Source organism: Micromonospora sp. DT46 (assembly GCF_049841735.1).
GTDB lineage: Bacteria > Actinomycetota > Actinomycetes > Mycobacteriales > Micromonosporaceae > Micromonospora > Micromonospora reichwaldensis.
In genome coordinates this window covers 703,979-724,128 of the sequence record NZ_JBNCKW010000001.1, presented here as the reverse complement: position 1 = coordinate 724,128, position 20,150 = coordinate 703,979, and the positions used below count along the sequence as shown (strand labels likewise).

The following is a 20,150-nucleotide window of genomic DNA, read 5'->3' as shown; positions in this document are numbered from 1 at the left end:
GGTCAGGCCGCGCGGCGGTCGGAGACGTGGGCGGAGCCGGGATACGGCGACGGGAGCAGCCGCAGCCCCGGTGCCTCCGTGGGCTCGTCGGCGGGCAGGCTCCAGCGGGGTTCGTCCGGGCGGCTGCGCCGCGCCGGGCCGTCGGGGCGCAGCCCCGGGCGGGACAGGGCGACGACGATGACGTAGCCCGCGAGCAGGAAGCCGTGGCTGACCAGCCGGGCGGTGTCCACCCGCCCGGTCAGCAGGTCGTTGACCGACAGCAGCGCCAGCATGCCGACGAAGGCGCTCAACATCGGCACCAGCCCGGTCGGTGGGGTGCGCCGGGCGGCCACGAAGAGGAAGCCCGCGCCCACGGCGACGTTCCACGCCGCCGACTCGTGCCACAGGTGCCCCGACATCAGCCCGCCGGTCGCCGCGTGTGCGTGGGCGCTCGCCGTGCCGCGTCCGATCTGCGCCAGGCCCAGCACGAGTTGCAGCGCCCCGACCAGGCCCAGGACCGCCCGCAGGGTGAGCACGACCCGCTCCCGCCGGCGGCGCGGAGCCGGGGCGGGCAGCGCGCCGAGGATGGCGTCGGTGCGGTCGTCACCGGCGACGGCGACCGACAGCCGCGCCCGGCGGGTCACCGCCGTGGCCCGGTCGTACCACGTCCGGCAGCCGGCGCAGCCGGCCAGGTGGGCCGCCACGGCTGTCCGCTCGGCGGCGGTCTCCTCCCCGTCCAACTGCGCCGACAGCACCTCACGCCACTGCTCACACCCCATGTACCGGTAGTCGTCCCGGACCCGTCGTTGGTTCCCGCGCAGTTTCGTGGGCCGTCGCCTTCCCGCAGGTCAGCGCGGGCGGGTGGGTCAGCCGGTGGCGTCGCCGCCCCGGCCCGCGTCCGGCTCCGACCAGCCGTGCGCGGCGGCGACCAGATCCTCCCGGGCCCGGGCCACCCGGGAGCGGATGGTGCCCACCGGGCAGCCGCACACCTCCGCGGCCTCGGCGTAGGACAGGCCCAGCACCTGGGTGGCGACGAACGCCTCCCGTCGGTCCCTGGGCAACGCCGCGATGAGGCGTTCGAGCACGACCTGCCGGTCGAAGCCGCTGCGCGCCGGGTCGGGGACGTCGTACCCGTCGGGCATCGGCACCGTGCGCGGCCGTGACGTGACGGTACGGACGTGGTCCGCCGCGACCCGGCGGGCGATGGCGAGCAGCCACGTCCGCGTCGAGGAGCGTCCGGCGTACGACGGCAGCGACCGCATCGCCCGCAGGAAGGTCTCCTGGGTCAGGTCGTCCGCCTCGCGGGGCGCGACCAGCGCGGCGAGGAAGCGGCGGACCTGCTGCTGCGTCGCCCGGACGAAGCAGGCGGCGGCCGTCCGGTCACCCCGGCCGGCGGCCAGCGCCCACGCGGTCAGCTCCGCGTCGTCAGCCATCCGGCACCTCCGTGTCGGCCACCGGAGGGCGGGTGCCCGACGGTGATCACGACGGGTCGTAGTAGTGACTGGTCGGTAGCGTACCGCAAGCGGCCCGGTGGCGACCCTCCCCGACGCCCCCGCCGCCGGGTGCCACCGCGCCCGTCGCCGAGGGCTGCTGTCTAGCATGGACGGCCCCGCCCGACCGTCGAAGCAGGCAGCCCATGACCGGTACGGTTTTCGAGAACGCCCGGATCCACACCCTCGACCCCGCCCGTCCGCACGCCGAGGCGATGCTGGTGCGCGGCGAGCGCATCGTCGCCGTCGGGGACCTCGACGAGTGCCGTGACCGCGCCGGCGCCGGCGCGCGCCGCGTCGACCTCGGCGGGATGACGGTGCTGCCCGGCCTGATCGACAGCCACCTGCACTCGGCGCTCTACGTGCGCGGCCTGGAGCAGGTGGACCTGCGCGGCACCACCAGCCTCGACGAGGCGCTGACGCGGATCGCCCGGCACGCGGCCACCCTGCCGCCCGACGCCTGGCTCTTCGGCGGGCGCTGGGACAGCCACAAGTGGGACCGCCCGGTGCAGCCGACCCGGGCCGACCTGGACCGCGTCTGCCCGGACCGGCCCGCCGTGCTGCCCACCATCGACGGGCACACCACCTGGGTCAACACCGCCGCGCTCCGGCGACTCGGCATCGACGCCGGCACCCCCGATCCGATCGGCGGGCAGATCGTCCGCGACGAACGCGGCGAGCCGACCGGCATCCTGCGGGAGGCGGCCGGCGACGCGGCGTACGACGTCATGCGCACCTCGCTCAGCGGTGACCTGGTCGCGCAACTGCGCACCCACCTGCCCCGGCTGCTCTCCGTCGGCCTGACCAGCATCCACGACATCGACGGGCAGGACTGCCGGGCCGCCTACGAGACCCTGTACGCCCGGGGCGAGCTGCCGCTGCGGGTGCACAAGTCGATCCCGTCGACCGCGTTGGACGAGGTGATCGACCTGGGCTGGGCGACCGGCGACGGGGACCGCTGGCTGAGCACCGGCCCCGTCAAGATCTTCACCGACGGGGCGCTCGGCTCGCACACCTGCCTGATGACCGAGCCGTACGACGGCGAGCCCGACAACCACGGCATCGCCGTCACCCCGGCGGAGGAGTTCGAGCGGCTGGTGGCGAAGGCGGCCGGGGCCGGCATCGCCGTGGCGGCGCACGCCATCGGCGACGCGGCGAACGGGATGGTGCTGCGGGCGTACGCCAACTGGCAGGAGTCGGCGCGCACCAACCCGACGGCGGTACGGCGGCTGCGGCACCGGATCGAGCACACCCAGCACCTGCGCCCGGCGGACGTGCCGCTGCTGGCCCGGCTGGGCGTGATCGCCTCGATGCAGCCCACCCACTGCACCAGCGACATCCCCCTGACCAGCCGGATGCTCGCCGGCCGGGACCTCGCCTCGTACGCCTGGCGCAGCCTGCTGGACGCCGGCGCGACGGTGGCCTTCGGCTCGGACGCCCCGGTGGAGGACCCGGATCCGTTCTTCGGCATCCACGCCGCGGTGACCCGGCAGCAGCCCGACGGCACCCCGCCCGGCGGCGTGGACCCGCACGAGCGGGTCGATCTCGACACGGCGCTGCGCTGCTTCACCGAGGCGGGCGCGTACGCCTCCTATGAGGAGCACCTGAAGGGGCGGCTGACCCCGGGGATGCTCGCGGACTTCATCGCGCTGCCCACCGACCCGTACCGGGTCGAGCCGGCGGACCTGCGCGACCTCACGGTGGCGCTCACCGTGGTCGGCGGGGTCGTGCGTTGGCAGCGCTGACCGGGGCCGTCGCTCGGGGTCGCCCCTTGCCCGCCACCCCGCGTTCGCCCGCCGGGCCGGGGTCGGCGGTCAGGCGGGCCGCTCGGGCGGCAGGTCGACCACCAGTGCCGGGCCGGTCCGGCGGCCGCCGCCGGGGCGTCGGGTCAGCGCGACCACGGCGTCCGCGGCACGCGGGGACCGCAGCGCCTCCTCGGTCGGCCGGCGCGGCCCGGCGTCGGCCGGGGCGACCGTCAGTCGCCGGGCGCCGGCCGGCGCCTCCGTCACGCTGGTCGCCGCCCCGGTCAGGCCGAGCGGGCCGGCGTCGGGCAGGTCCGCGGGACGGGCCCCGTCTCCGGCGTGCGCGGTGACGTCCGGGCCGCCGCAGCGCAGCAGGGTGACGCGCCCCTCGGGGGAGACCTCCACCAGGGTGGCGGCGAGGTAACCGCCCGGGGCGATGCCCCGCACGAGGTCGTCGAGGGCCCCGGCGATCCGCGGCAACGATCCGCCGCCGCGCAGGGCCTCGTCGCGGAAGGCCGACTCCAGCGCCCGGGTGTGCTCCGGGCGGGCCAGGGTGGCGCCGTGCGCCACGCCGAGGAGGACGCGCAGGCCACCCCGGCGCAGCGGTACCGCCGCCGCGACCTCCCCGGGGGCGCGGCAGACGGCCAGCGCGGCGCGTCCCGTGCCGGCGGGCATGGTGAACACGGCGACGTCGCGGGGCGCGGGCACGCGGGCGACGGCCCGCGCCTCGCGGCGTCGCCTGGCCCAGGCCAGCAGCGGTACGGCGGCCAGGCTCGCCGCGGAGGCGCCGAGCGCCCACGGATCGGCGCGGTGCCCGGGTACGACGGGAACGACCACGGACGCCGCCAGCAGGACGGCCGCCCAGGCGGAGATCAGCGCCGCCACCCGGGGGCGGGTGGACACGCCGAGCAGCCCCGGAAGCAGCACCCAGCCGAGCGGCGTGCTCACCTCGGCCACACCCATCACGAGGGCGTTGCCCGTCGCCCCGGCGAGAGCCGTCCGGGTCGACACCAGCATCCCACTCCGCATCGCCCCACCCATCCGTCGCCCTCGATTTCCGGCGCCGTCGCGTCGCGCCCGGGTGCGCGTCGTCGCCCTGCTCGCCAGGTCGCCAAGGGTATCCGCAAGGTGGGCGATCGCCTCCTGATCATGATAAGCAGGAGGGGCGCGGGCGACGAGGCCGCCGCATCGGCCCCCGTGGACCTCCCGACGGGAGGCCGACGGCCGGTCGTTCGCGCCGCCGGCGGGCACGGGCACGCCGGCGGCGCCGTATCGCCGATATGCAGATTCGCTCCTTACCGGTTAGGGTTGGCTAACCGGTTGTCGAACTCTGGGGAGGGTATGTGCTGGTTCTGGTGGCGGTCCACGCACTCGCAGCCGTGATCGCCCCGGGACTGATACGTATCTGGGGCCGAAAAGGGCTCTACCTGGTGGCCCTGGCCCCCGCGGCGACCCTGGTCTGGGCGCTGACCCGGACCGGGACGGTCCGCTCCGGCAATCCGGTCGTCGAGACGGTCACCTGGGTTCCCCAGCTCGGCCTGGAGATCGCCCTGCGGATGGGCACCCTGGCCTGGCTGATGGTGGTGCTCGTCGGCGGGGTCGGGGCGCTGGTGCTCGCCTACAGCGCCCGCTACTTCCGCTCCGACGACCCGGGCCTGGGCCGCTTCGCGGCCGTCTTCGTCGCCTTCGCCGGGGCGATGCTCGGCCTGGTGGTCTCCGACGACCTGCTGCTGCTGTACGTGTTCTGGGAGCTGACGACCGTCCTCTCCTACCTGCTGATCGGCAGCGACCCCACCAAGCGGGCCAGCCGGCGCGCGGCCATGCAGGCGCTGCTGGTGACCACCCTGGGTGGCCTGGCGATGCTCGCCGGGTTCGTCATGCTCGGCCAGCACGCCGGCACGTACCGCTGGTCGCAGATCGCCACCGACCTGCCCGGCGGCGGCTACCTGGCCGTGGCCCTGGTGCTGATCCTGCTCGGCGCGCTGAGCAAGTCGGCGATCTTCCCCTTCAGCTTCTGGCTGCCCGGCGCGATGGCCGCGCCCACCCCGGTCAGCGCCTACCTGCACGCCGCGGCGATGGTCAAAGCGGGTGTGTTCCTCGTCGCGCTGATGGGACCGGCCGTGGTCGGGGTCACGCCGTGGCGGCCGGTGCTGCTGGCCGGCGGGCTGATCACCATGTTCCTCGGCGGCTGGGCGGCGCTGCGGCAGGCCGACCTGAAGCTGCTGCTGGCCTACGGCACGGTCAGCCAGCTCGGCCTGCTGATGGTGGTCCTCGGTGCCGGCACCCGCGACACCGCGCTGGCCGGCGCGGCGATGGTGCTGGCCCACGCGCTGTTCAAGTCCACCCTGTTCCTCGTCGTCGGGGTCGTCGACCACGTAGCCGGCACCCGTGACCTGCGCGAACTCAGCGGCCTCGGGCGGCGGGCGCCGGCGCTCGCGGTGGTGGCGGGCCTCGCGGCGGCCTCCATGGCCGGCCTCCCGCCGCTGGCCGGATTCGTCGCCAAGGAGGCGGCGGTCGAGGCGTTCCTGCACGGCGGCACCGGCGACCTGGTGGTGCTCGCCGGCCTGGTGCTCGGCTCGGCGCTGACCGTGGCGTACACGCTGCGTTTCGTCTGGGGCGCGTTCGCGACCAAAGGCGACGTGCCCGCCACCGAGGCCCGGTCGGCCGGGTGGCCCTTCCTCGCGCCGGCCGTCGTGCTCGCCGCCGCCGGCCTGGCGGTGGGACTCTTCGCGCCCGCCGTCGACAAGGTCCTCGCCCCGTACGCGGACCTGTACGAGAGTGCCGAGCCCGGCTACCACCTCGCGCTGTGGCACGGGCCGACCCTGGCGCTGGGCCTGTCGGCGCTGGCGGTCGCCGGCGGCGTGGGGCTGTTCCTCCTGCGGCACCGGGGGCGGCTGGGCGCGTCGGTTCGACTGCCCTTCGACGGGGCCGCGGTCTACGACCGGCTCATCGGCGGGGTGGACCGGCTTGCGGTGGAGCTGACCGGCGCCACGCAGCGCGGCTCCCTCCCCTTCTACCTCGGCGTCATCCTGCTGGTGATGATCACCTTGCCGGGTGGGGCGCTGCTGGCCGGGATGCCCTGGCCGCAGCGGTTCCAACTGTGGGACACCCCGTTGCAGGCCGTCGCCGCCGCGGTGGTGATCGTGGCCGCCGTGGCCGCCGCCCGCGCCCGGCGCCGACTGACCGCGATGATCCTCGTCGGCGTCGCCGGCTACGGCACCGCGCTGCTGTTCATCCTGCACGGCGCCCCGGACCTGGCCCTGACCCAGTTCCTGGTGGAGACCGTCACGATCGTCATGTTCGTACTGGTCCTGCGCCACCTCCCCGCCAAGTTCTCCGAGCGGCCCATCCGGTCCAGCCGGCGCGGTCGCATCGCGCTCGGCGTCGCCGTGGGCGTGGTCACCGCAGGCATGGCGTACGTGGCGGCGGGAGCGCGGATCGCCACCCCGATCTCCGTCGACTTCCCCGACGAGGCCGTCTCCTACGGCGGCGGCAAGAACATCGTCAACGTGACCCTGGTCGACATCCGGGCCTGGGACACCATGGGCGAGATCGCCGTGCTGGTGGTGGCCGCCACCGGCGTGGCCAGCCTCATCTTCCGCCACTCCCGGGACCTCGACCTGCGCAGGGGCATCCCCGGCGTCGGCCGCACCGAGTCGGCGCGGCCCCGCTGGCTCACCACCGGCGCCACCACCCGTCAGCAGTCGGTCATCCTCCAGGTCGTCACCCGGCTGCTGTTCCACGCCATCGTGCTCTTCTCGATCTACCTGCTCTTCTCCGGGCACAACGCCCCCGGCGGCGGCTTCGCCGCCGGACTGGTGGCCGGGCTCGCGCTGGCCGTGCGCTACCTGGCGGGCGGGCGCACGGAACTCAACGGGGCCGCCCCGGTCGACGCCGGCGCGGTGCTCGGCGCCGGGCTGTTCGTCGCGGTCGGCACGGGCGTCGCCGCGATGCTGCTGGGCGGGGAGTTCCTCCAGAGCGCCCTGCTGGACCTGCACCTGCCGGTCTTCGGCCACGTCCACTTCGTCACGTCGGTCTTCTTCGACGTCGGCGTCTACCTCATCGTGGTCGGCCTGGTCCTGGACATCCTGCGCAGCCTGGGCGCGGAGATGGACCGGCAACAGGAGACCGACCAACGCGAGACCGAACAGGCCGACGACCGGACGAAGGAGCTGGTGTGAACCCGAACCTGACCTACGTCCTCGTGGTCGGCGTCCTCTTCGCCGCCGGGGTGACGCTGCTGCTGGAGCGCAGCCTGACGCGGGTGCTGATGGGCGTCATCCTGCTCGGCAACGGCGCCAACCTCCTGCTGCTCACCGGCGGCAAGGCCGGCGGGCCGCCGATCGTCGGCACCACCGCCGAGGGGGACATGAGCGACCCGCTGCCCCAGGCCATGGTGCTGACCGCGATCGTCATCACCCTCGGCATGACCGCGTTCCTGCTCGCCCTGGCGTACCGCAGCTGGCACCTCAACGGGCACGACGAGGTGCAGGACGACGTCGAGGACCGCCGCATCATGGAGTTGGCCGACCGGGACGAGGGACCCGGTACCGCCGACAACGACGCCGGAGACGGTGACGGCGACGGCGACGTCGCCCTGGCCACCGTGCCCGCCGACGACACCACGGCCAGCCCGGCCGGGGACGCGGGGAGGGGCCGATGACCTGGCTCGTACCCCTGCCGGTGGTGATGCCGCTGCTCGGCGCGGCCCTGACGCTGCTGCTCGTCGGCCGGCCCCGCGCCCAGCGCTGGGTCAGCCTCACGGTCCTCACCGCCACCGTCGCCGTGGCGGCCACGCTGCTGGTCCGCTCCTCCGTGGACGGGCCGCTGGTCGTCGAGGTCGGCGGCTGGGTGGCGCCGCTGGGCATCGTCCTGGTCGCCGACCAGCTCGCCGCGCTGATGCTCGTCGTCTCCGCCGCCGTCACCCTCTGCGTGCTCGTCTACTCGATCGGGCAGGGCACGGCCGACGGCAACGAGGAGACGCCGCTGTCGGTCTACCACCCGACCTACCTCGTGCTGACCGCCGGCGTGTGCAACGCGTTCCTCTCCGGCGACCTGTTCAACCTCTACGTCGGCTTCGAGATCCTGCTGGTCGCCAGCTACGTGCTGCTGACCCTGGGCAGCACGGAGACCCGGATCCGGGCCGGCACCACGTACGTCGTGGTCAGCCTGCTCTCGTCGCTGATCTTCCTGGTCGCGATCGGCCTGGTCTACGCGGCGACCGGCACGCTCAACCTGGCCCAGCTCGTGGACCGGCTCGACGCGCTGCCGGACGACATCCGGCTGGTGCTGCAGGGGATGCTGCTGCTGGCCTTCGGCATCAAGGCGGCCGTGTTCCCGCTGTCGGCCTGGCTGCCGGACAGCTACCCCACCGCCCCGGCGCCGGTCACGGCGGTCTTCGCCGGCCTGCTCACCAAGGTCGGCGTGTACGCGATCATCCGCACCGAGACGCTGCTGTTCCCCGGCGGGCGCACCGCCGACCTGCTGCTGGTGGTGGCGGCGCTGACGATGGTGGTGGGCATCCTCGGCGCGGTCGCCCAGTCCGACGTCAAACGGCTGTTGTCGTTCACCCTCATCAGCCACATCGGCTACATGCTCTTCGGCGTCGGGTTGAGCACCTCCCTCGGGCTGTCCGCGGCGATCTTCTACGTGGTGCACCACATCACCATCCAGACCACCCTGTTCCTCGCCGCCGGCCTCGTCGAACGCCGGGGCGGGAGCACCGCCCTGGACCGGCTCGGCGGGCTGGCCCGACTCTCGCCGCTGCTGGCCGTGCTGTTCTTCCTGCCCGCGCTCAACCTCGCCGGCATCCCACCGTTCTCCGGCTTCCTCGGCAAGCTCGGCCTCGTCCAGGCCGGCGTGGACGACGGCGGTCCGCTGGCCTGGACGCTCGTCGTCGGCGGTCTGCTCACCAGCCTGCTCACCCTCTACGCCATCGCCCGCGTCTGGAACCTGGCCTTCTGGCGTGCCCCGCACCCGGACATGCCCGCCGCCGGCGACGCCGTGCGGGCCGCCCGCACCGAGGGCGCCGAGCAGCCGCACCGGGAAGCGGACCCCGAGGCGTCGGGCGCCGTGCTGCCGCGGCTGATGATCGGGTCGACCGCCGCCCTGGTGGTGCTCGGCCTGGCGCTGACCGTGGTGGCCGGGCCGCTGTTCGACATCAGCACCGACGCGGCCGACGACCTGCTGCGCCGGACCCCGTACGTCGAGGCCGTGTTTCCGGACGGTGCCCCGTGACCAGTGACCCGATGAGCCCGCCGAAGCCCGTCGCGCCGACGAACCCGCCGCTGACCCGCACGGCCCTCCGGCGCAACCGGATCGTCGCCGTGACCGGGCTGACCGGCGTCTGGGTGCTGCTGTGGGGCACCCTCTCCTGGGCCAACCTGATCAGCGGGCTGGTGCTCTCCGTCGTGCTGCTGGCGGTCTTCCCACTGCCGCCGGTGACCTTCGCCGGGCGGATCCGCCCCGTGCCGCTCGCGCGGTTCTGGGTGCGTTTCCTGCGGGACCTCGTGGTCGCCTCCGCCCAGATCGCCTGGCTGGCGGTGCGGATCGGGAAACCCCCGCTCAGCGCGATCATCGCCGTGCCGCTGCGGGTCAACACCGACCTCAACCTCACGCTGACCGCCGAGGCGCTGTCCCTGGTGCCCGGCAGCCTCATCATCGAGGCCGACCGGACGACCGGCACCCTCTACGTGCACGTCATCGGCGTACGCAGCCGCGAGGAGGTCGAGCGGTTCCGGCAGGGCGTGCTCGACCTCGAAGCGCGGATCGTCGCCGCCATCGGCTCGCCCGACGAACTGCGCCGCGTGACGCAACCCCACGCCGCCGGCCCGTCGGAGCCGGCCCACCCGGAAGGGGTACCCAGATGACCGTCGTCGCCGTGACCGTCGCCGCGCTGCTCGCCGTGGCCGTCGGGCTGACCCTCGTCCGCATCATCCGCGGACCGTCCATCCTCGACCGCGCCGTCGCCACCGACGTCCTGCTCGCCGTCGTCGTCGCCGCCATCGCCACCGAGGCCGCCTACAGCCGCGACGCCACCGCGCTGCCCGTGCTGGTCGTCCTCGCCATCCTCGGGTTCGTCGGCTCGGTCAGCGTCGCCCGGTTCGCCGCCCGGAGGAACGACAAGTGACGCTCGACGCCGTCCTCGACGTCGCCGCCGGCGTCTGCCTGATCGCTGGCGCGCTGCTCTGCGTCGCCGCCGGGGCGGCGCTGCTGCGCTTCCCCGACCTGCTCGCCCGGATGCACGCGGCGGCCAAGCCCCAGGTGCTCGGCCTGCTGCTCGTCCTGCTCGGCTGCGCGCTGCGCCTGCGTACGGGGGTGGACATCACCACCCTCGTGCTCGTCGGCGCCTTCCAACTCGCCACCGCGCCCGTCGCGGCGCACATGGTGGGCCGGGCCGGCTACCCGCACGACGAGATCCGCCGCGACCTGCTGATCACCGACGAACTCGCGCCCCACCTGGACCGCATCAGCTCCGGCCGCTCCTGACCGGAGGGCCACGGCAGCTCTGCGAGGGCCGGCCGGGACGACTCGCGGGAACGGATCGAGGCCCATTCCGGGCCGGGGCCGTCACGATCGGCGTCCGACCGGACATGGAATGGACGTGACCTCCGCGACCGAGCACGAGGACCATTTCCGACGCGTCTACGCCGACGGCTTCGAGCCGCTGCTGGCGTACGCCCTGCGGCGCGTCGAGCATCCCGAGGACGCGGCCGACGTGGTCGCGGAGACCTTCCTCGTGGCCTGGCGGCGCAGACACGAGATGCCGACGGACGCCGAGACCCGGCTGTGGCTGTACGGCGTCGCCCGGCGTGTGCTCGCCAACCACCACCGCAGCGGCAGACGCCGGCAGCGGCTGGGCGAGCGGCTACGGCAGGGGATCACGGCCGCGATCGCCGCCGACCCGGGCAGTGAGGTGCCGGAACGGCTCGCCGTCCGGGCCGCGCTGGCCCGCCTGTGCGAGCTGGACCGGGAGGTGCTGATGCTGACCGTCTGGGAGGGCCTGGAGCCCCGTGAGGCGGCCGCGGTCCTCCGGGTGAACCCGGCCGTGGTCCGTACCCGCCTCTCGCGCGCCCGGGCCAGGCTGCGCGACCTCGTCCGTGACGACCCCGACCCAGCCGGACATGTACTCGACGTCCTGACCGCACCCACCCCGAAGGAGGACCGATGACCGAGGAGCACCTCGACCGGATGGTTCGAGACGCCGACCCCTACCGACCCGATGTCGTCGGGCACCTGGACGGGGCGAAGCAGATCCTCCTGGAGGAGATCATGTCCGAGCCGAGGCTCGAACGCGTCGTCGAATCACCGCCACCACGCTCCCGCGTGGGCCGCGGCACGGTCCGCCGCTTCGCCGGCGCGCTGACCGCCGCCGCCGTCCTCACCGGTGTCCTCGTCGTCTCCACCGTGTTCCGAGAGCATCCGGACGACAGCCAGTCCCCTCCCACGGACGCCGCCAGCGCGGGCGCCCCCGTCGTCTACTCGCCCGTGGCGATGAAGGCCGCCGAGGGGAACCCGCGGCTGCTCATCGACCAGCCGGGCTGGAAGGTGACCACCGTCTACGGGTTCACCGAGCAGCAGGGCACCATCGCGTTCAGCAACGGCGGGCGCCAGTTGGAGATGAACTGGTACCCGGCCGCACAGTACGAGGGCTACCACGCCGACCGGCGCAATGTCAGCCCCCCGAAAGCGGTGCGGGTCGACGGCTGGCCGGGTGACCTGTTCCGCTACAGCGCCGACGACTTCGCGGTCATGCTCCGCCCCCGCGACGGCGCCTTCGTCGAGCTCCGTACCGGAGAAGGCTGGAGCCGGAACGACTTCGACGGGGTCCTGGCCGACATCGTCCGCGTCGACGTACGCACCTGGCTGGCCGCGCTTCCGGCGGAGATCGTCACGCCCGCGCGGGTGGACGAGCAGGCGGCCAAGGTGCTCGTCGACGTGCCGCTTCCGCCGAACTTCGACCGCACCGCGCTGGGCGACGTCGGAACCAACGACTTCTACCAGTTCGGCGCCCAGGTGACCTCCCGGGTCGGCTGCGCGTGGATCGCCGAATGGCTACGCGCGAAGCGGGCCGGCGACGACGCCGCACTCCAGCGGGCCGGCGACGCCCTGCGCAGCAGCCACAACTGGCGGGTGCTGCACCAGATGAACGACGAGGGCGACTGGCCGGAGGTGTTCTGGGAGATCGCCGACAAGGTCGCCGCCGGGAACCCGCCGCCCGCGTACGCCCAGGGGTTGGGCTGCGCCTGAGCACCTCGGCCGTTCCGACGCCGGCACTCGCGCAGCGTGAGTGCCGGCGCGGCCGAACGTCCAGGTCGGGCTGAAACTACTCGGTGGGCAGTTTCCGCGCGGTGGTGTCCGATTCCTGGGAGGCGGCCCAGGAGGCGAGCAGGCGCAGCGCGTCCTCGGACGGGGAGCCGGGTTCGGCGGCGTAGATGGTGAGGGTGAGGCCGGGTTCGGCGGCCATCTCCAGGCCCTCGTAGGCGAGGGTGAGGTCGCCGACGATGTGATGGTGGAACCGTTTCGCGCCGGTGCCGTGGTGGCGGACGTCGTGGGTTCCCCACCGGGTGCGGAACTCGGCGCTGCGGGTGGACAACTCGCCGACGAGGTCGTGCAGGTCCTTGTCCCGCGGGTCGCGGCCGGCCTCGGTACGCAGGATGGCGACGCAGACGTCGGCGGCGGAGTCCCAGTCGGGATAGAAGTCGTGGGCGTTGTCGTCGAGGAAGGTGAACCGGGCGATGTTCGCCGGGCGCTGCGGATCGGCGTACGCCTGGGCGTAGAAGGCTCGGGCGAGCTGGTTGGCGGCGAGCAGGTCCATGCGGCCGTTGCGGACGAACGCGGGACCGGCGGTGACGGCGTCGAGGGTCCATTGCAGGCTGCGGTGCGGGGTCCACTGCCTGGTGCGGCGGCGCCGGGGCTTCAGCAGAGCGCTGCCGTCGGCGGCGCGGGCGAGGTCGAACAGGTGTGCCCGTTCGGCGTCGTCGAGCTGTAGGGCGCGGGCGACCGCGTCGAGCACGCTGGCGGACACCCCGGCCAGGGCGCCGCGTTCGAGCTTGGAGTAGTACTCGATGCTGACCCCGGCCAGGGCAGCGACCTCGGTGCGGCGCAGCCCGGGGACGCGGCGGTTGGTCCCGGCGGGCAGGCCGGCCTGCTCGGGCGTGATCTTGGCGCGGCGCGAGACGAGGAACTCGCGGACCTCGGTGCGGTTGTCCACGGCTCCGACGGTACGTCGCGTGGCGCGGCGCTGGGGGTGCCCTGTCGGTACACCTCTCAGCAGGAACTCCCTGTTCGGCGGGATCCGCGCTTTGCTGGTGGTCGTTGTCCCGTGGCTGGCCGCGCGACCCGCTGGCCGGCCTGGGAAACGTGGTCAGAGTTCAACCTGAGACAGAGGAGAACCGCCATGCGTGGTGCCGTCCTGCACGCCCCTGGTGACGTCCGGGTCGAAGGGCTCGACGAGCCGCGGATCCTCGCGCCCACGGACGCGATCGTCCGCCTCTCCGCGGCCTGCGTCTGCGGCTCCGACCTGTGGCCGTACCGGGGGATCGAGAAGCTCGACGGGCCGCGGCCGATGGGGCACGAGTACGTCGGCGTGGTCGAGGAGGTCGGCCGCGACGTCCGTACGGTGCGGCCGGGGCAGTTCGTGGTCGGCTCGTTCTTCGCCTCCGACAACACCTGCGAGATCTGCCGGTCCGGATACCAGAGCGCGTGTGTCCACCGGGAGGGCGTCGGTGGGGCCCAGGCGCAGTACCTGCGCGTACCCCTGGCCGACGGCACCCTGGTCGCTACCCCGGACATGCCGTCGGACGACCTGGTCCCGAGCCTTCTGACCGCCTCCGACGTCCTGGGGACCGGCTGGTTCGCCGCGGTGGCCGCCGAGGTCGGCCCGGGCCGGACGGTCGCGGTGGTCGGGGACGGCGCCGTCGGGCTGCTCGGCGTCCTGGCGGCCCGGCAGCTCGGCGCCGAGCGGATCATCGCCATGAGCCGGCACGAGCCACGGCAGAAGCTCGCCATCGGGTACGGGGCCACCGACATCGTCACCGAGCGCGGCGCCGACGGGGTGGCGCGGATCAAGGACCTCACCGGCGGCCTGGGAGCGCACTCGGTCATCGAGGCGGTCGGCACCCAGGAGTCGATGATGCAGGCCATCGGCGCCACCCGCCCCGGCGGGCATGTCGGCTACGTCGGCGTCACCCACGACGTGCGGCTGCCCGGCATGGAGCTGTTCTTCTCCCACGTGCACCTGCACGGCGGGCCCGCACCCGTGCGCCGCTTCCTGCCCGAACTGGTCGATCTGATCACGAGCCGGCAGATCGACCCGGGCAAGGTCTTCGACCTCGACCTGCCCCTCGACCGGGCGGCCGAGGCGTACCGGGCCATGGACGAGCGCCGCGCCATCAAGGTGCTGCTACGTCCGTGATCCTTCGCGCCGCCCGACAGCGACGGCGCAACAGCGCGGGAGGGTGCAGGGCGGTCCCACCGTCACCATCGCTGACGCCGGCTGGCACCGCGAGCAGATTCAACACCCGGCTAGAGGGAAGCCAGCCGGTGGCCCCGCAGCTTCCGCACCGGGCTGCGAGGCCATGACGAGCGCCCGCGCCAGCAGGGCGCTGCCTCGCCCCTGGCCGAGCACCACACCGAGGAGCAGTACCTGATCGCGAACCAGCACCACGCCTGACAGCCACCCGCCGGCACCCACGAGGGCACGAGCCGGCGCCACCGACCCCGACGACGAGGAGCAGACCATGACCGCCACGGGCAAGACCGCCGACTACGAGGGCAAGGTCGCCTTCGTCACCGGCGCGGCCAGCGGCATCGGCCGCGCCACCGCACTGGCGTTCGCCCGCGCCGGTGCCAGCGTCACCGCCGCCGACGTCTCCGAGCCAGGCGTCCGGGAAACCGCGCGCATGATCGAGGAACTCGGCGGTCGGGCGCTCGCCGTCCGGTGCGACGTCACCTCGTCCCAGGACGTGACCGCCGCCCTGGCACAGACCGTCGAGACGTTCGGCCGCCTCGACGTCGCCTTCAACAACGCCGGCGTCGAGCAGCCCGTCACGCCCACCGCCGACATCACCGAGGACGACTGGGACCGGACCGTCGCGATCAACCTGCGCGGCGTGTTCCTGTGCATGAAGCACGAGATCCCGCTGCTGCTCCAGCACGGCGGTGGCGCGATCGTGAACACCTCCTCCGGCGCCGGGGTCGTCGGCATCGCGGGACAGGCCGCCTACACCGCCGCCAAGCACGGCGTCGTCGGGCTCACCAGGTCCGCCGCCCTCGACTACGCCCGTTCCGGCGTACGCATCAACGCCGTCTGCCCCGGCATCGTCGCCACCGAGATGATGGACCGCTTCACCGGCGGCACTTCCGAAGGACGCGACCGCGTCATCGCCCAGGAACCGATCGGGCGCATGGGCACCGCCGACGAGATCGCCGCAGCCGTGCTCTGGCTCTGTTCGGACGCCGCGGCCTTCGTCATCGGCCACGCCATGGTCATCGACGGCGGCCAGACCGTCGGACCGGCATGAGCCCGAGGCCATGGCCTTGATGGACCCGCGAGGTGATGACGACCCGCCCCGAGCCGGCGCCGTCCGGCCGCAGCGTTCCCTCCACGGGCGCGGTTCCCGCTCCGTCAGTCATCACCGCCTCGAGCGGCTGGTCCCTAGGAAGCCTGGCGGACGGGCATGTCGGCCCGCCAGACGTCGGCCAGGTCGCTGAGCGGGACGTCGAGCGCCTGACTGAGGCCGACCACGGTGCCGAACGCCGGTGCGGGAAGGCGGCCCGCCTCGATCTTGCGCAGCGTCTCGGGGGAGATGCCGGCTGCCAGGGCCACCTCGACGAGGCTGCGGCCCGCCCGCGCGGCCCGGAGGGCGGCTCCGAGGCGCTGGCCCGCTGCGATCTGTTCGGCGGTGAGTGGTTGGCGAACCATGCCAGCAGGATACCCCCGAAGCATCCCGACCTGGCGTGGTATAAAAATACCGCACAGGGGAGAGGGAGGCTGTCGTGATCGAGCTCAAGTCCGCCGAGGAGATCGACCGGATGGCGGTGACCGGCCAGTTCGTCGGCGAACTGCTCGCCGAACTGCGCGACGTCGCCGCGGTCGGCGTCAACCTGATGGACCTCGAACACCACGCCCGCCGCCGGATCAAGGAACGCGGCGCCGAATCCTGCTACTGGGACTACGCCCCTTCGTTCGGCCGCGGCCCGTTCCGCAACGTGCTGTGTCTGTCGGTCAACGACGCGGTGCTGCACGGCCTGCCGCACGACTATGTCCTGCGCGACGGCGACCTGCTCAGCATCGACATGGCGGTCGGCATCGACGGCTGGGTCGCCGACTCCGCGCTCTCCGTCGTCGTCGGCACCCCCGACCCGGCCGACCTGAAGCTGATCGAGGCCACCGAGGTCGCACTGGAGGCCGCCATCACCGCCGCCCAGCCCGGTGGCCGCCTCGGCGACATCTCCGCCGCGATCGGCGAGGTCGCCCGCTCCTACGGCTACGGCGTCAACGCCGAGTTCGGTGGCCACGGCATCGGCCGCACCATGCACGAGGCCCCGCACGTGTCCAACGACGGCCGCCCCCGCCGCGGCCTGAAGCTCAACCCCGGCCTCACCATCGCCATCGAGCCCTGGTTCTGCCGCTCCACGGACAAGATCAAGTTCGACAAGGACGGCTGGACGATCCGCTCCGCCGACGGCTCCCGCACCGCCCACTCCGAACACACCGTCGCCATCACGGCTTCCGGCCCTCAGGTCCTGACCCGCCGCCTCACTCAGGGTGCCGCCTCGGCCGGCCCCGCCACGAAGTCCGCCACAGCCTCCTGACCCACTGCCCGCCTCGGGCGTGAGCGGATATCGACGGGACGGCGGGCCGGGGCTGCGCCGACGGCTCTCGCGGACGACGGTCCCGCTGACGGCTCTCGCCGACGACGGTCTCGCTGGAAGCTGAGACCTGGTCAGGATTCAGAGCGCCTGACGTTCCGCCGCTCCTGCTGGCCGGCCGGCACCGGGTCGAGCGCTGTCTCATCGGCCCGTCGGGGCGGCTGCCGGTCGTCGGGCGGTTGCGGCGGCGAGATCCAGGTGACCAGCACGACCGAAATGATCATCAAGAGGAACCACGACGTCAGCTTTGTCAGCGAGACCGGATGCCATCCGCCCACTTGGCTCGGGTAGAGCCAGGCGTTCGACCAGGTGGCGATGTTCTCCGCGAGCCAGATAAAGAAGGCGACGAGGAGGAAGGCCAGCAGCAGCGGTATCCGCCACCGCACCCGGAATATGCGGAAGTGCATGACACAGCGCCCGAACACGAGTGCGACGACCGCGACGAGCAGCCACCGCAGGTCCTGCACGTAGTGGTTGGCGAAGAAGTTGAGATAGATCGCAGCCGCCACCACGGCCGTCGACCAGCGCTTCGGGTAGCGCGTGAAGCGCAGGTCGAACAACCGGTTCACCCGGACCATGTAGGAGCCGACCGCGGCGTACATGAAGCCGCTGAACAGGGGCACCCCGCCGAGCCGGAGCACGCCGTCGGGCTCGTAGGTCCACGAACCGATGTGGGTCTTGAACAGCTCCATGAGCGTTCCGACGAGGTGGAACAGGACGATCACTCGTAGCTCGCGCAGGGTCTCGAGGCGCCCGGCCAGCATCGCGACCTGGACGGCGATGGCGGCGACCGTGAGGGCATCGTTGCGGGCGAACGCTGCTTCGTCCGGATACCACAGGTGCGCCGCGCAGATGACCGCGAGCATGGCGGCACCGAACACACATGCCCACGCCTGTTTGAGCCCGAAGGCCAGGAACTCGGTCAGCCAGCCGGCCGGCCCGTGCCGCGGCAGCTGGGCCAGCGCGACGCGCAAGCGGGCATCGATCGCGCGTTCGGCCGAGGTGAGCGAGGCCGGTTCGACGGGGACGTGTCGCATCGCCCGAGGTTAGTGCTCTCGAAACGGCGACATCCGCGCCGGCGGCACGCGGATGGCCCACACGATCGCGACTTGCCGGACGGCGATGACGGCAGCAGCCGGCGGCACTGGAAGACCTACTGTGTTTCGTCGAGTGGGCCGCAGGACGGCGGTTCGTCTGGGTCGACGACGAGATGGCCGACGTCGAACGGACCTGGGTGGCGACGCACGACAACGCTGCCGTTTCCTGCACCGCGTGTATCCCTGGCCGCCGTGACGCGTCAGGCCAGATCAGCCGATGCCGTCGACCGCGGCCCTGAGTGCGTTGATCGACGGATCCCAGCTGAAGTTCAGGACGGGGAGGCCGGAAGCGCCGGCATTGCTGTCGCCACCAAGGACCACCGCCCGCGGCTTGCCGGTGCCCTGGGGGACAACGAGGTACCAGTTGCCCTTCACATTCGCGATGAACACTTCATCTACCTCCTGGTCGGGTGGGTTCGGGTTGGCGACGTCTCCGACGTAGTTCTCGAAATCCACAGTCGCGCGGAAATTCGTCGGACTGCCGGTGTTCAGCCAGAGACTCGTATGCACATGCGGCCCGACACCGCGGTCGCTGCCGTGCGCCGAGGCGCCGGAGTACGCGATCGTCTGGCCTCGCGACACACGTTGCCCGGTCGAGACGGCGATCGTCGACAGGTGCAGGTGCCGGGTGTAGTTGCCATCATCGTGGGCCATCCCCACGACGCGCCCGGTCGCGGTGGAGGTGTCGGTCTTCACGTAACGGATGGTGCCGTTCGCCGCGGCCTTGACGGGAGTGCCGGTTCCGACCGCATAGTCGGTGCCCGGCTCTCCCGAGGGCGGCGTCCGGTTCCGGTGGTCTTGCCACGAGCTCGAGATCCGGACGTTTCCGCACGGCCTCTGATAGCTGCCGGCAGCCTGAGCGGAGCCGGGCAGCAGAGCAAAGGCGGCCGACACCCCGGATGCCGCCAACGCAGCGCCTGTGATGAACCCCCGTCTCGAAAGTCCACGCAGATAGGCGATGCCACCGAGATCCTCGGGCGGCAGATCGTGGCTGACACCCTGAGGAGGGTCAGGGCGAGGCTCCTCGCTGAGGATCATCGATGCAACCTAAGGCTACTTCCGTTGGAGGGCAAGGGTTTCCCTGCGATCGCTTTGGGGCGTCACGCGAGCCCTCTCCGTGATGTAGCCAGGCCAGGGCATGCGTCTTCGTAGGTCACATTGCGCGTCGGTCGCTTCCAGGAAGATCGCCGGGTGGACCGGGCCGGTTGCTGCGTGCTTGGGCGACGCCCAGCCACTCGCTGCGCTGACGGCGGACCCGGCTGCGGCGATACCCGCCGTGCACCGCCCCGGTTGGTGGTGGATCAGACAGCGATCCCGACCCGGGTGCGGCTGTGGCCGGCTTGGTCAAGAACGTCGCGCTCCACTGGGCGACCAACGACTCGGAGGTATGCGGTGCCAGTGGGGTCGCGGCCAGCGCCAGGTGTGGGACCACCCCGTTGTTGCCTGCCTGTGCAGGCGGCGGCGCACGCGAGGATCTTGGCAGCGAGACGCGCCGGTGCGTACGCGGGCGGGATGGCTCGTAGTTGAATGTCGTTGATCTTCGATGAGGTGCGCGGTGTGTGCTCTCCGGCGGGTGCCAACATGGGCGAACCGGTGCCAGTGTGGGTCACCGCTGCCGACCATCGGCCGCAACCGGGTTCGTGTGCTCCGGGTGTAGTCCTGGGCTGGGAGAACGGCGGTCCGAGAAGCGTGGGTGAACGTGGGCCACGCCCTGCCACCCAGGTGAACCCTCAGGTCGCTAGACTAGGCCCTCGCGCCCTCGTAGCTCAGGGGATAGAGCATCGGTTTCCTAAACCGTGTGTCGCAGGTTCGAATCCTGCCGGGGGCACCTCGAAGATCAGCAGAAACGCCATCTGACCAGCGGATACGTCACCGCGTCGATCGGTCGACCTGTGCAGCCGGATGCCACCCTGAGCCGCCGTTTGTAGCCGTCCGTGCAGAGTGCGTGCAATGATCTTGAAGCCCAG

Annotated in this window: 19 protein-coding genes and 1 tRNA gene; 13 read left to right on the top strand and 7 right to left on the bottom strand. The window is 72.7% G+C overall.

Annotation, left to right across the window (positions count from 1 at the left end; translation table 11 throughout):
• Positions 1 to 2: 2 nt before the first annotated feature.
• Both ACLQ20_RS03340 and ACLQ20_RS03335 read right to left on the bottom strand, forming a co-directional pair.
• Entirely contained in the window at positions 3 to 758 is a 756-nt protein-coding gene (locus ACLQ20_RS03340; protein ID WP_327030364.1) for a zf-HC2 domain-containing protein, read from the bottom strand.
• Positions 759 to 845: 87 nt separating this feature from the next.
• Complete coding sequence (locus ACLQ20_RS03335; RefSeq protein WP_151453962.1) at positions 846 to 1,412, bottom strand: sigma-70 family RNA polymerase sigma factor; 567 nt, start codon at positions 1,410 to 1,412, stop codon at positions 846 to 848.
• 203 nt (positions 1,413 to 1,615) lie between these two features.
• Between ACLQ20_RS03335 and ACLQ20_RS03330 the strand changes: the two genes are divergently transcribed.
• A complete protein-coding gene (locus tag ACLQ20_RS03330) occupies positions 1,616 to 3,214 on the top strand; it encodes an amidohydrolase (RefSeq protein ID WP_151453963.1) in 1,599 nt (532 codons plus the stop codon).
• 69 nt (positions 3,215 to 3,283) lie between these two features.
• On the opposite strand, the gene ACLQ20_RS03325 is transcribed toward ACLQ20_RS03330, so the two are convergent.
• Complete coding sequence (locus ACLQ20_RS03325; protein ID WP_225852116.1) at positions 3,284 to 4,240, bottom strand: hypothetical protein; 957 nt, start codon at positions 4,238 to 4,240, stop codon at positions 3,284 to 3,286.
• A 314-nt stretch (positions 4,241 to 4,554) separates the two neighbouring features.
• Between ACLQ20_RS03325 and ACLQ20_RS03320 the strand changes: the two genes are divergently transcribed.
• The 8 genes from ACLQ20_RS03320 to ACLQ20_RS03285 all read left to right on the top strand — a co-directional run bounded on the left by ACLQ20_RS03320 (position 4,555) and on the right by ACLQ20_RS03285 (position 12,460).
• On the top strand, positions 4,555 to 7,392 hold the full coding sequence (locus ACLQ20_RS03320; protein ID WP_327030365.1) for a Na+/H+ antiporter subunit A: 2,838 nt from the start codon (positions 4,555 to 4,557) through the stop codon (positions 7,390 to 7,392).
• A complete protein-coding gene (locus tag ACLQ20_RS03315; protein WP_225852117.1) occupies positions 7,389 to 7,874 on the top strand; it encodes a Na(+)/H(+) antiporter subunit C in 486 nt (161 codons plus the stop codon). Before ACLQ20_RS03320 ends, ACLQ20_RS03315 begins: the two co-directional genes overlap by 4 nt.
• Complete coding sequence (locus ACLQ20_RS03310; protein WP_151453965.1) at positions 7,871 to 9,448, top strand: Na+/H+ antiporter subunit D; 1,578 nt, start codon at positions 7,871 to 7,873, stop codon at positions 9,446 to 9,448. Before ACLQ20_RS03315 ends, ACLQ20_RS03310 begins: the two co-directional genes overlap by 4 nt.
• 11 nt (positions 9,449 to 9,459) lie before the next feature.
• Positions 9,460 to 10,080 carry a Na+/H+ antiporter subunit E gene (locus tag ACLQ20_RS03305; RefSeq protein WP_151453985.1) on the top strand — a complete coding sequence of 207 codons (621 nt, stop codon included), beginning with the start codon at positions 9,460 to 9,462 and terminating at the stop codon, positions 10,078 to 10,080.
• Positions 10,077 to 10,340, top strand: a complete 264-nt coding sequence (locus ACLQ20_RS03300) for a monovalent cation/H+ antiporter complex subunit F (RefSeq protein WP_089002241.1) — start codon at positions 10,077 to 10,079, stop codon at positions 10,338 to 10,340. The genes ACLQ20_RS03305 and ACLQ20_RS03300 overlap by 4 nt, the downstream gene beginning before the upstream one ends.
• Positions 10,337 to 10,699, top strand: coding sequence for a monovalent cation/H(+) antiporter subunit G (mnhG, locus tag ACLQ20_RS03295; RefSeq protein ID WP_151453966.1), 363 nt, complete (start codon positions 10,337 to 10,339; stop codon positions 10,697 to 10,699). Before ACLQ20_RS03300 ends, mnhG begins: the two co-directional genes overlap by 4 nt.
• Before the next feature lie 109 nt (positions 10,700 to 10,808).
• On the top strand, positions 10,809 to 11,381 hold the full coding sequence (locus ACLQ20_RS03290; RefSeq protein ID WP_327030367.1) for an RNA polymerase sigma factor: 573 nt from the start codon (positions 10,809 to 10,811) through the stop codon (positions 11,379 to 11,381).
• Complete coding sequence (locus ACLQ20_RS03285; RefSeq protein WP_425854092.1) at positions 11,378 to 12,460, top strand: hypothetical protein; 1,083 nt, start codon at positions 11,378 to 11,380, stop codon at positions 12,458 to 12,460. The genes ACLQ20_RS03290 and ACLQ20_RS03285 overlap by 4 nt, the downstream gene beginning before the upstream one ends.
• A 76-nt stretch (positions 12,461 to 12,536) precedes the next feature.
• On the opposite strand, the gene ACLQ20_RS03280 is transcribed toward ACLQ20_RS03285, so the two are convergent.
• The gene (locus tag ACLQ20_RS03280; RefSeq protein ID WP_358114896.1) at positions 12,537 to 13,424 is read right to left on the bottom strand and encodes a helix-turn-helix transcriptional regulator; all 888 of its coding nucleotides are present in this window, start codon (positions 13,422 to 13,424) and stop codon (positions 12,537 to 12,539) included.
• Positions 13,425 to 13,610: 186 nt separating this feature from the next.
• Between ACLQ20_RS03280 and ACLQ20_RS03275 the strand changes: the two genes are divergently transcribed.
• A complete protein-coding gene (locus ACLQ20_RS03275; protein ID WP_358114899.1) occupies positions 13,611 to 14,627 on the top strand; it encodes a zinc-dependent alcohol dehydrogenase family protein in 1,017 nt (338 codons plus the stop codon).
• Between the two features lie 325 nt (positions 14,628 to 14,952).
• Positions 14,953 to 15,735, top strand: coding sequence for an SDR family oxidoreductase (locus ACLQ20_RS03270; protein WP_358114902.1), 783 nt, complete (start codon positions 14,953 to 14,955; stop codon positions 15,733 to 15,735).
• Positions 15,736 to 15,869: 134 nt separating this feature from the next.
• On the opposite strand, the gene ACLQ20_RS03265 is transcribed toward ACLQ20_RS03270, so the two are convergent.
• A complete protein-coding gene (locus ACLQ20_RS03265; protein WP_132231774.1) occupies positions 15,870 to 16,136 on the bottom strand; it encodes a helix-turn-helix domain-containing protein in 267 nt (88 codons plus the stop codon).
• Between the two features lie 74 nt (positions 16,137 to 16,210).
• On the opposite strand from ACLQ20_RS03265, the gene map reads away from it, so the two are divergent.
• Positions 16,211 to 17,029 carry a type I methionyl aminopeptidase gene (gene map / locus ACLQ20_RS03260; RefSeq protein ID WP_327030371.1) on the top strand — a complete coding sequence of 273 codons (819 nt, stop codon included), beginning with the start codon at positions 16,211 to 16,213 and terminating at the stop codon, positions 17,027 to 17,029.
• 131 nt (positions 17,030 to 17,160) lie between these two features.
• Here map and ACLQ20_RS03255 read toward each other — a convergent pair whose 3' ends face one another.
• Both ACLQ20_RS03255 and ACLQ20_RS03250 read right to left on the bottom strand, forming a co-directional pair.
• Positions 17,161 to 18,123, bottom strand: a complete 963-nt coding sequence (locus ACLQ20_RS03255; RefSeq protein WP_425854090.1) for a DUF817 domain-containing protein — start codon at positions 18,121 to 18,123, stop codon at positions 17,161 to 17,163.
• Positions 18,124 to 18,393: 270 nt separating this feature from the next.
• Positions 18,394 to 19,221 (bottom strand): M23 family metallopeptidase, encoded by an 828-nt coding sequence (locus ACLQ20_RS03250; RefSeq protein ID WP_425854089.1) that lies wholly within the window; start codon positions 19,219 to 19,221, stop codon positions 18,394 to 18,396.
• 717 nt (positions 19,222 to 19,938) lie between these two features.
• Between ACLQ20_RS03250 and ACLQ20_RS03245 the strand changes: the two genes are divergently transcribed.
• Positions 19,939 to 20,011, top strand: a tRNA-Arg gene (locus tag ACLQ20_RS03245).
• The last annotated feature ends 139 nt before the right edge of the window (positions 20,012 to 20,150 follow it).

What these genes read in the sequence shown, in the direction of transcription:
- ACLQ20_RS03250 (WP_425854089.1), bottom strand. Translation starts at nt 19,221, where the DNA reads ATGATCCTCAGCGAGGAGCCTCGCCCTGACCCTCCTCAGGGTGTCAGC.
- ACLQ20_RS03275 (WP_358114899.1), top strand. Translation starts at nt 13,611, where the DNA reads ATGCGTGGTGCCGTCCTGCACGCCCCTGGTGACGTCCGGGTCGAAGGG.
- ACLQ20_RS03285 (WP_425854092.1), top strand. Translation starts at nt 11,378, where the DNA reads ATGACCGAGGAGCACCTCGACCGGATGGTTCGAGACGCCGACCCCTAC.
- ACLQ20_RS03265 (WP_132231774.1), bottom strand. Translation starts at nt 16,136, where the DNA reads ATGGTTCGCCAACCACTCACCGCCGAACAGATCGCAGCGGGCCAGCGC.
- ACLQ20_RS03340 (WP_327030364.1), bottom strand. Translation starts at nt 758, where the DNA reads ATGGGGTGTGAGCAGTGGCGTGAGGTGCTGTCGGCGCAGTTGGACGGG.
- ACLQ20_RS03300 (WP_089002241.1), top strand. Translation starts at nt 10,077, where the DNA reads ATGACCGTCGTCGCCGTGACCGTCGCCGCGCTGCTCGCCGTGGCCGTC.
- ACLQ20_RS03325 (WP_225852116.1), bottom strand. Translation starts at nt 4,240, where the DNA reads ATGCGGAGTGGGATGCTGGTGTCGACCCGGACGGCTCTCGCCGGGGCG.
- ACLQ20_RS03330 (WP_151453963.1), top strand. Translation starts at nt 1,616, where the DNA reads ATGACCGGTACGGTTTTCGAGAACGCCCGGATCCACACCCTCGACCCC.
- ACLQ20_RS03290 (WP_327030367.1), top strand. Translation starts at nt 10,809, where the DNA reads ATGGACGTGACCTCCGCGACCGAGCACGAGGACCATTTCCGACGCGTC.
- ACLQ20_RS03305 (WP_151453985.1), top strand. Translation starts at nt 9,460, where the DNA reads ATGAGCCCGCCGAAGCCCGTCGCGCCGACGAACCCGCCGCTGACCCGC.
- ACLQ20_RS03310 (WP_151453965.1), top strand. Translation starts at nt 7,871, where the DNA reads ATGACCTGGCTCGTACCCCTGCCGGTGGTGATGCCGCTGCTCGGCGCG.
- ACLQ20_RS03270 (WP_358114902.1), top strand. Translation starts at nt 14,953, where the DNA reads ATGACCGCCACGGGCAAGACCGCCGACTACGAGGGCAAGGTCGCCTTC.
- ACLQ20_RS03255 (WP_425854090.1), bottom strand. Translation starts at nt 18,123, where the DNA reads ATGCGACACGTCCCCGTCGAACCGGCCTCGCTCACCTCGGCCGAACGC.
- ACLQ20_RS03335 (WP_151453962.1), bottom strand. Translation starts at nt 1,412, where the DNA reads ATGGCTGACGACGCGGAGCTGACCGCGTGGGCGCTGGCCGCCGGCCGG.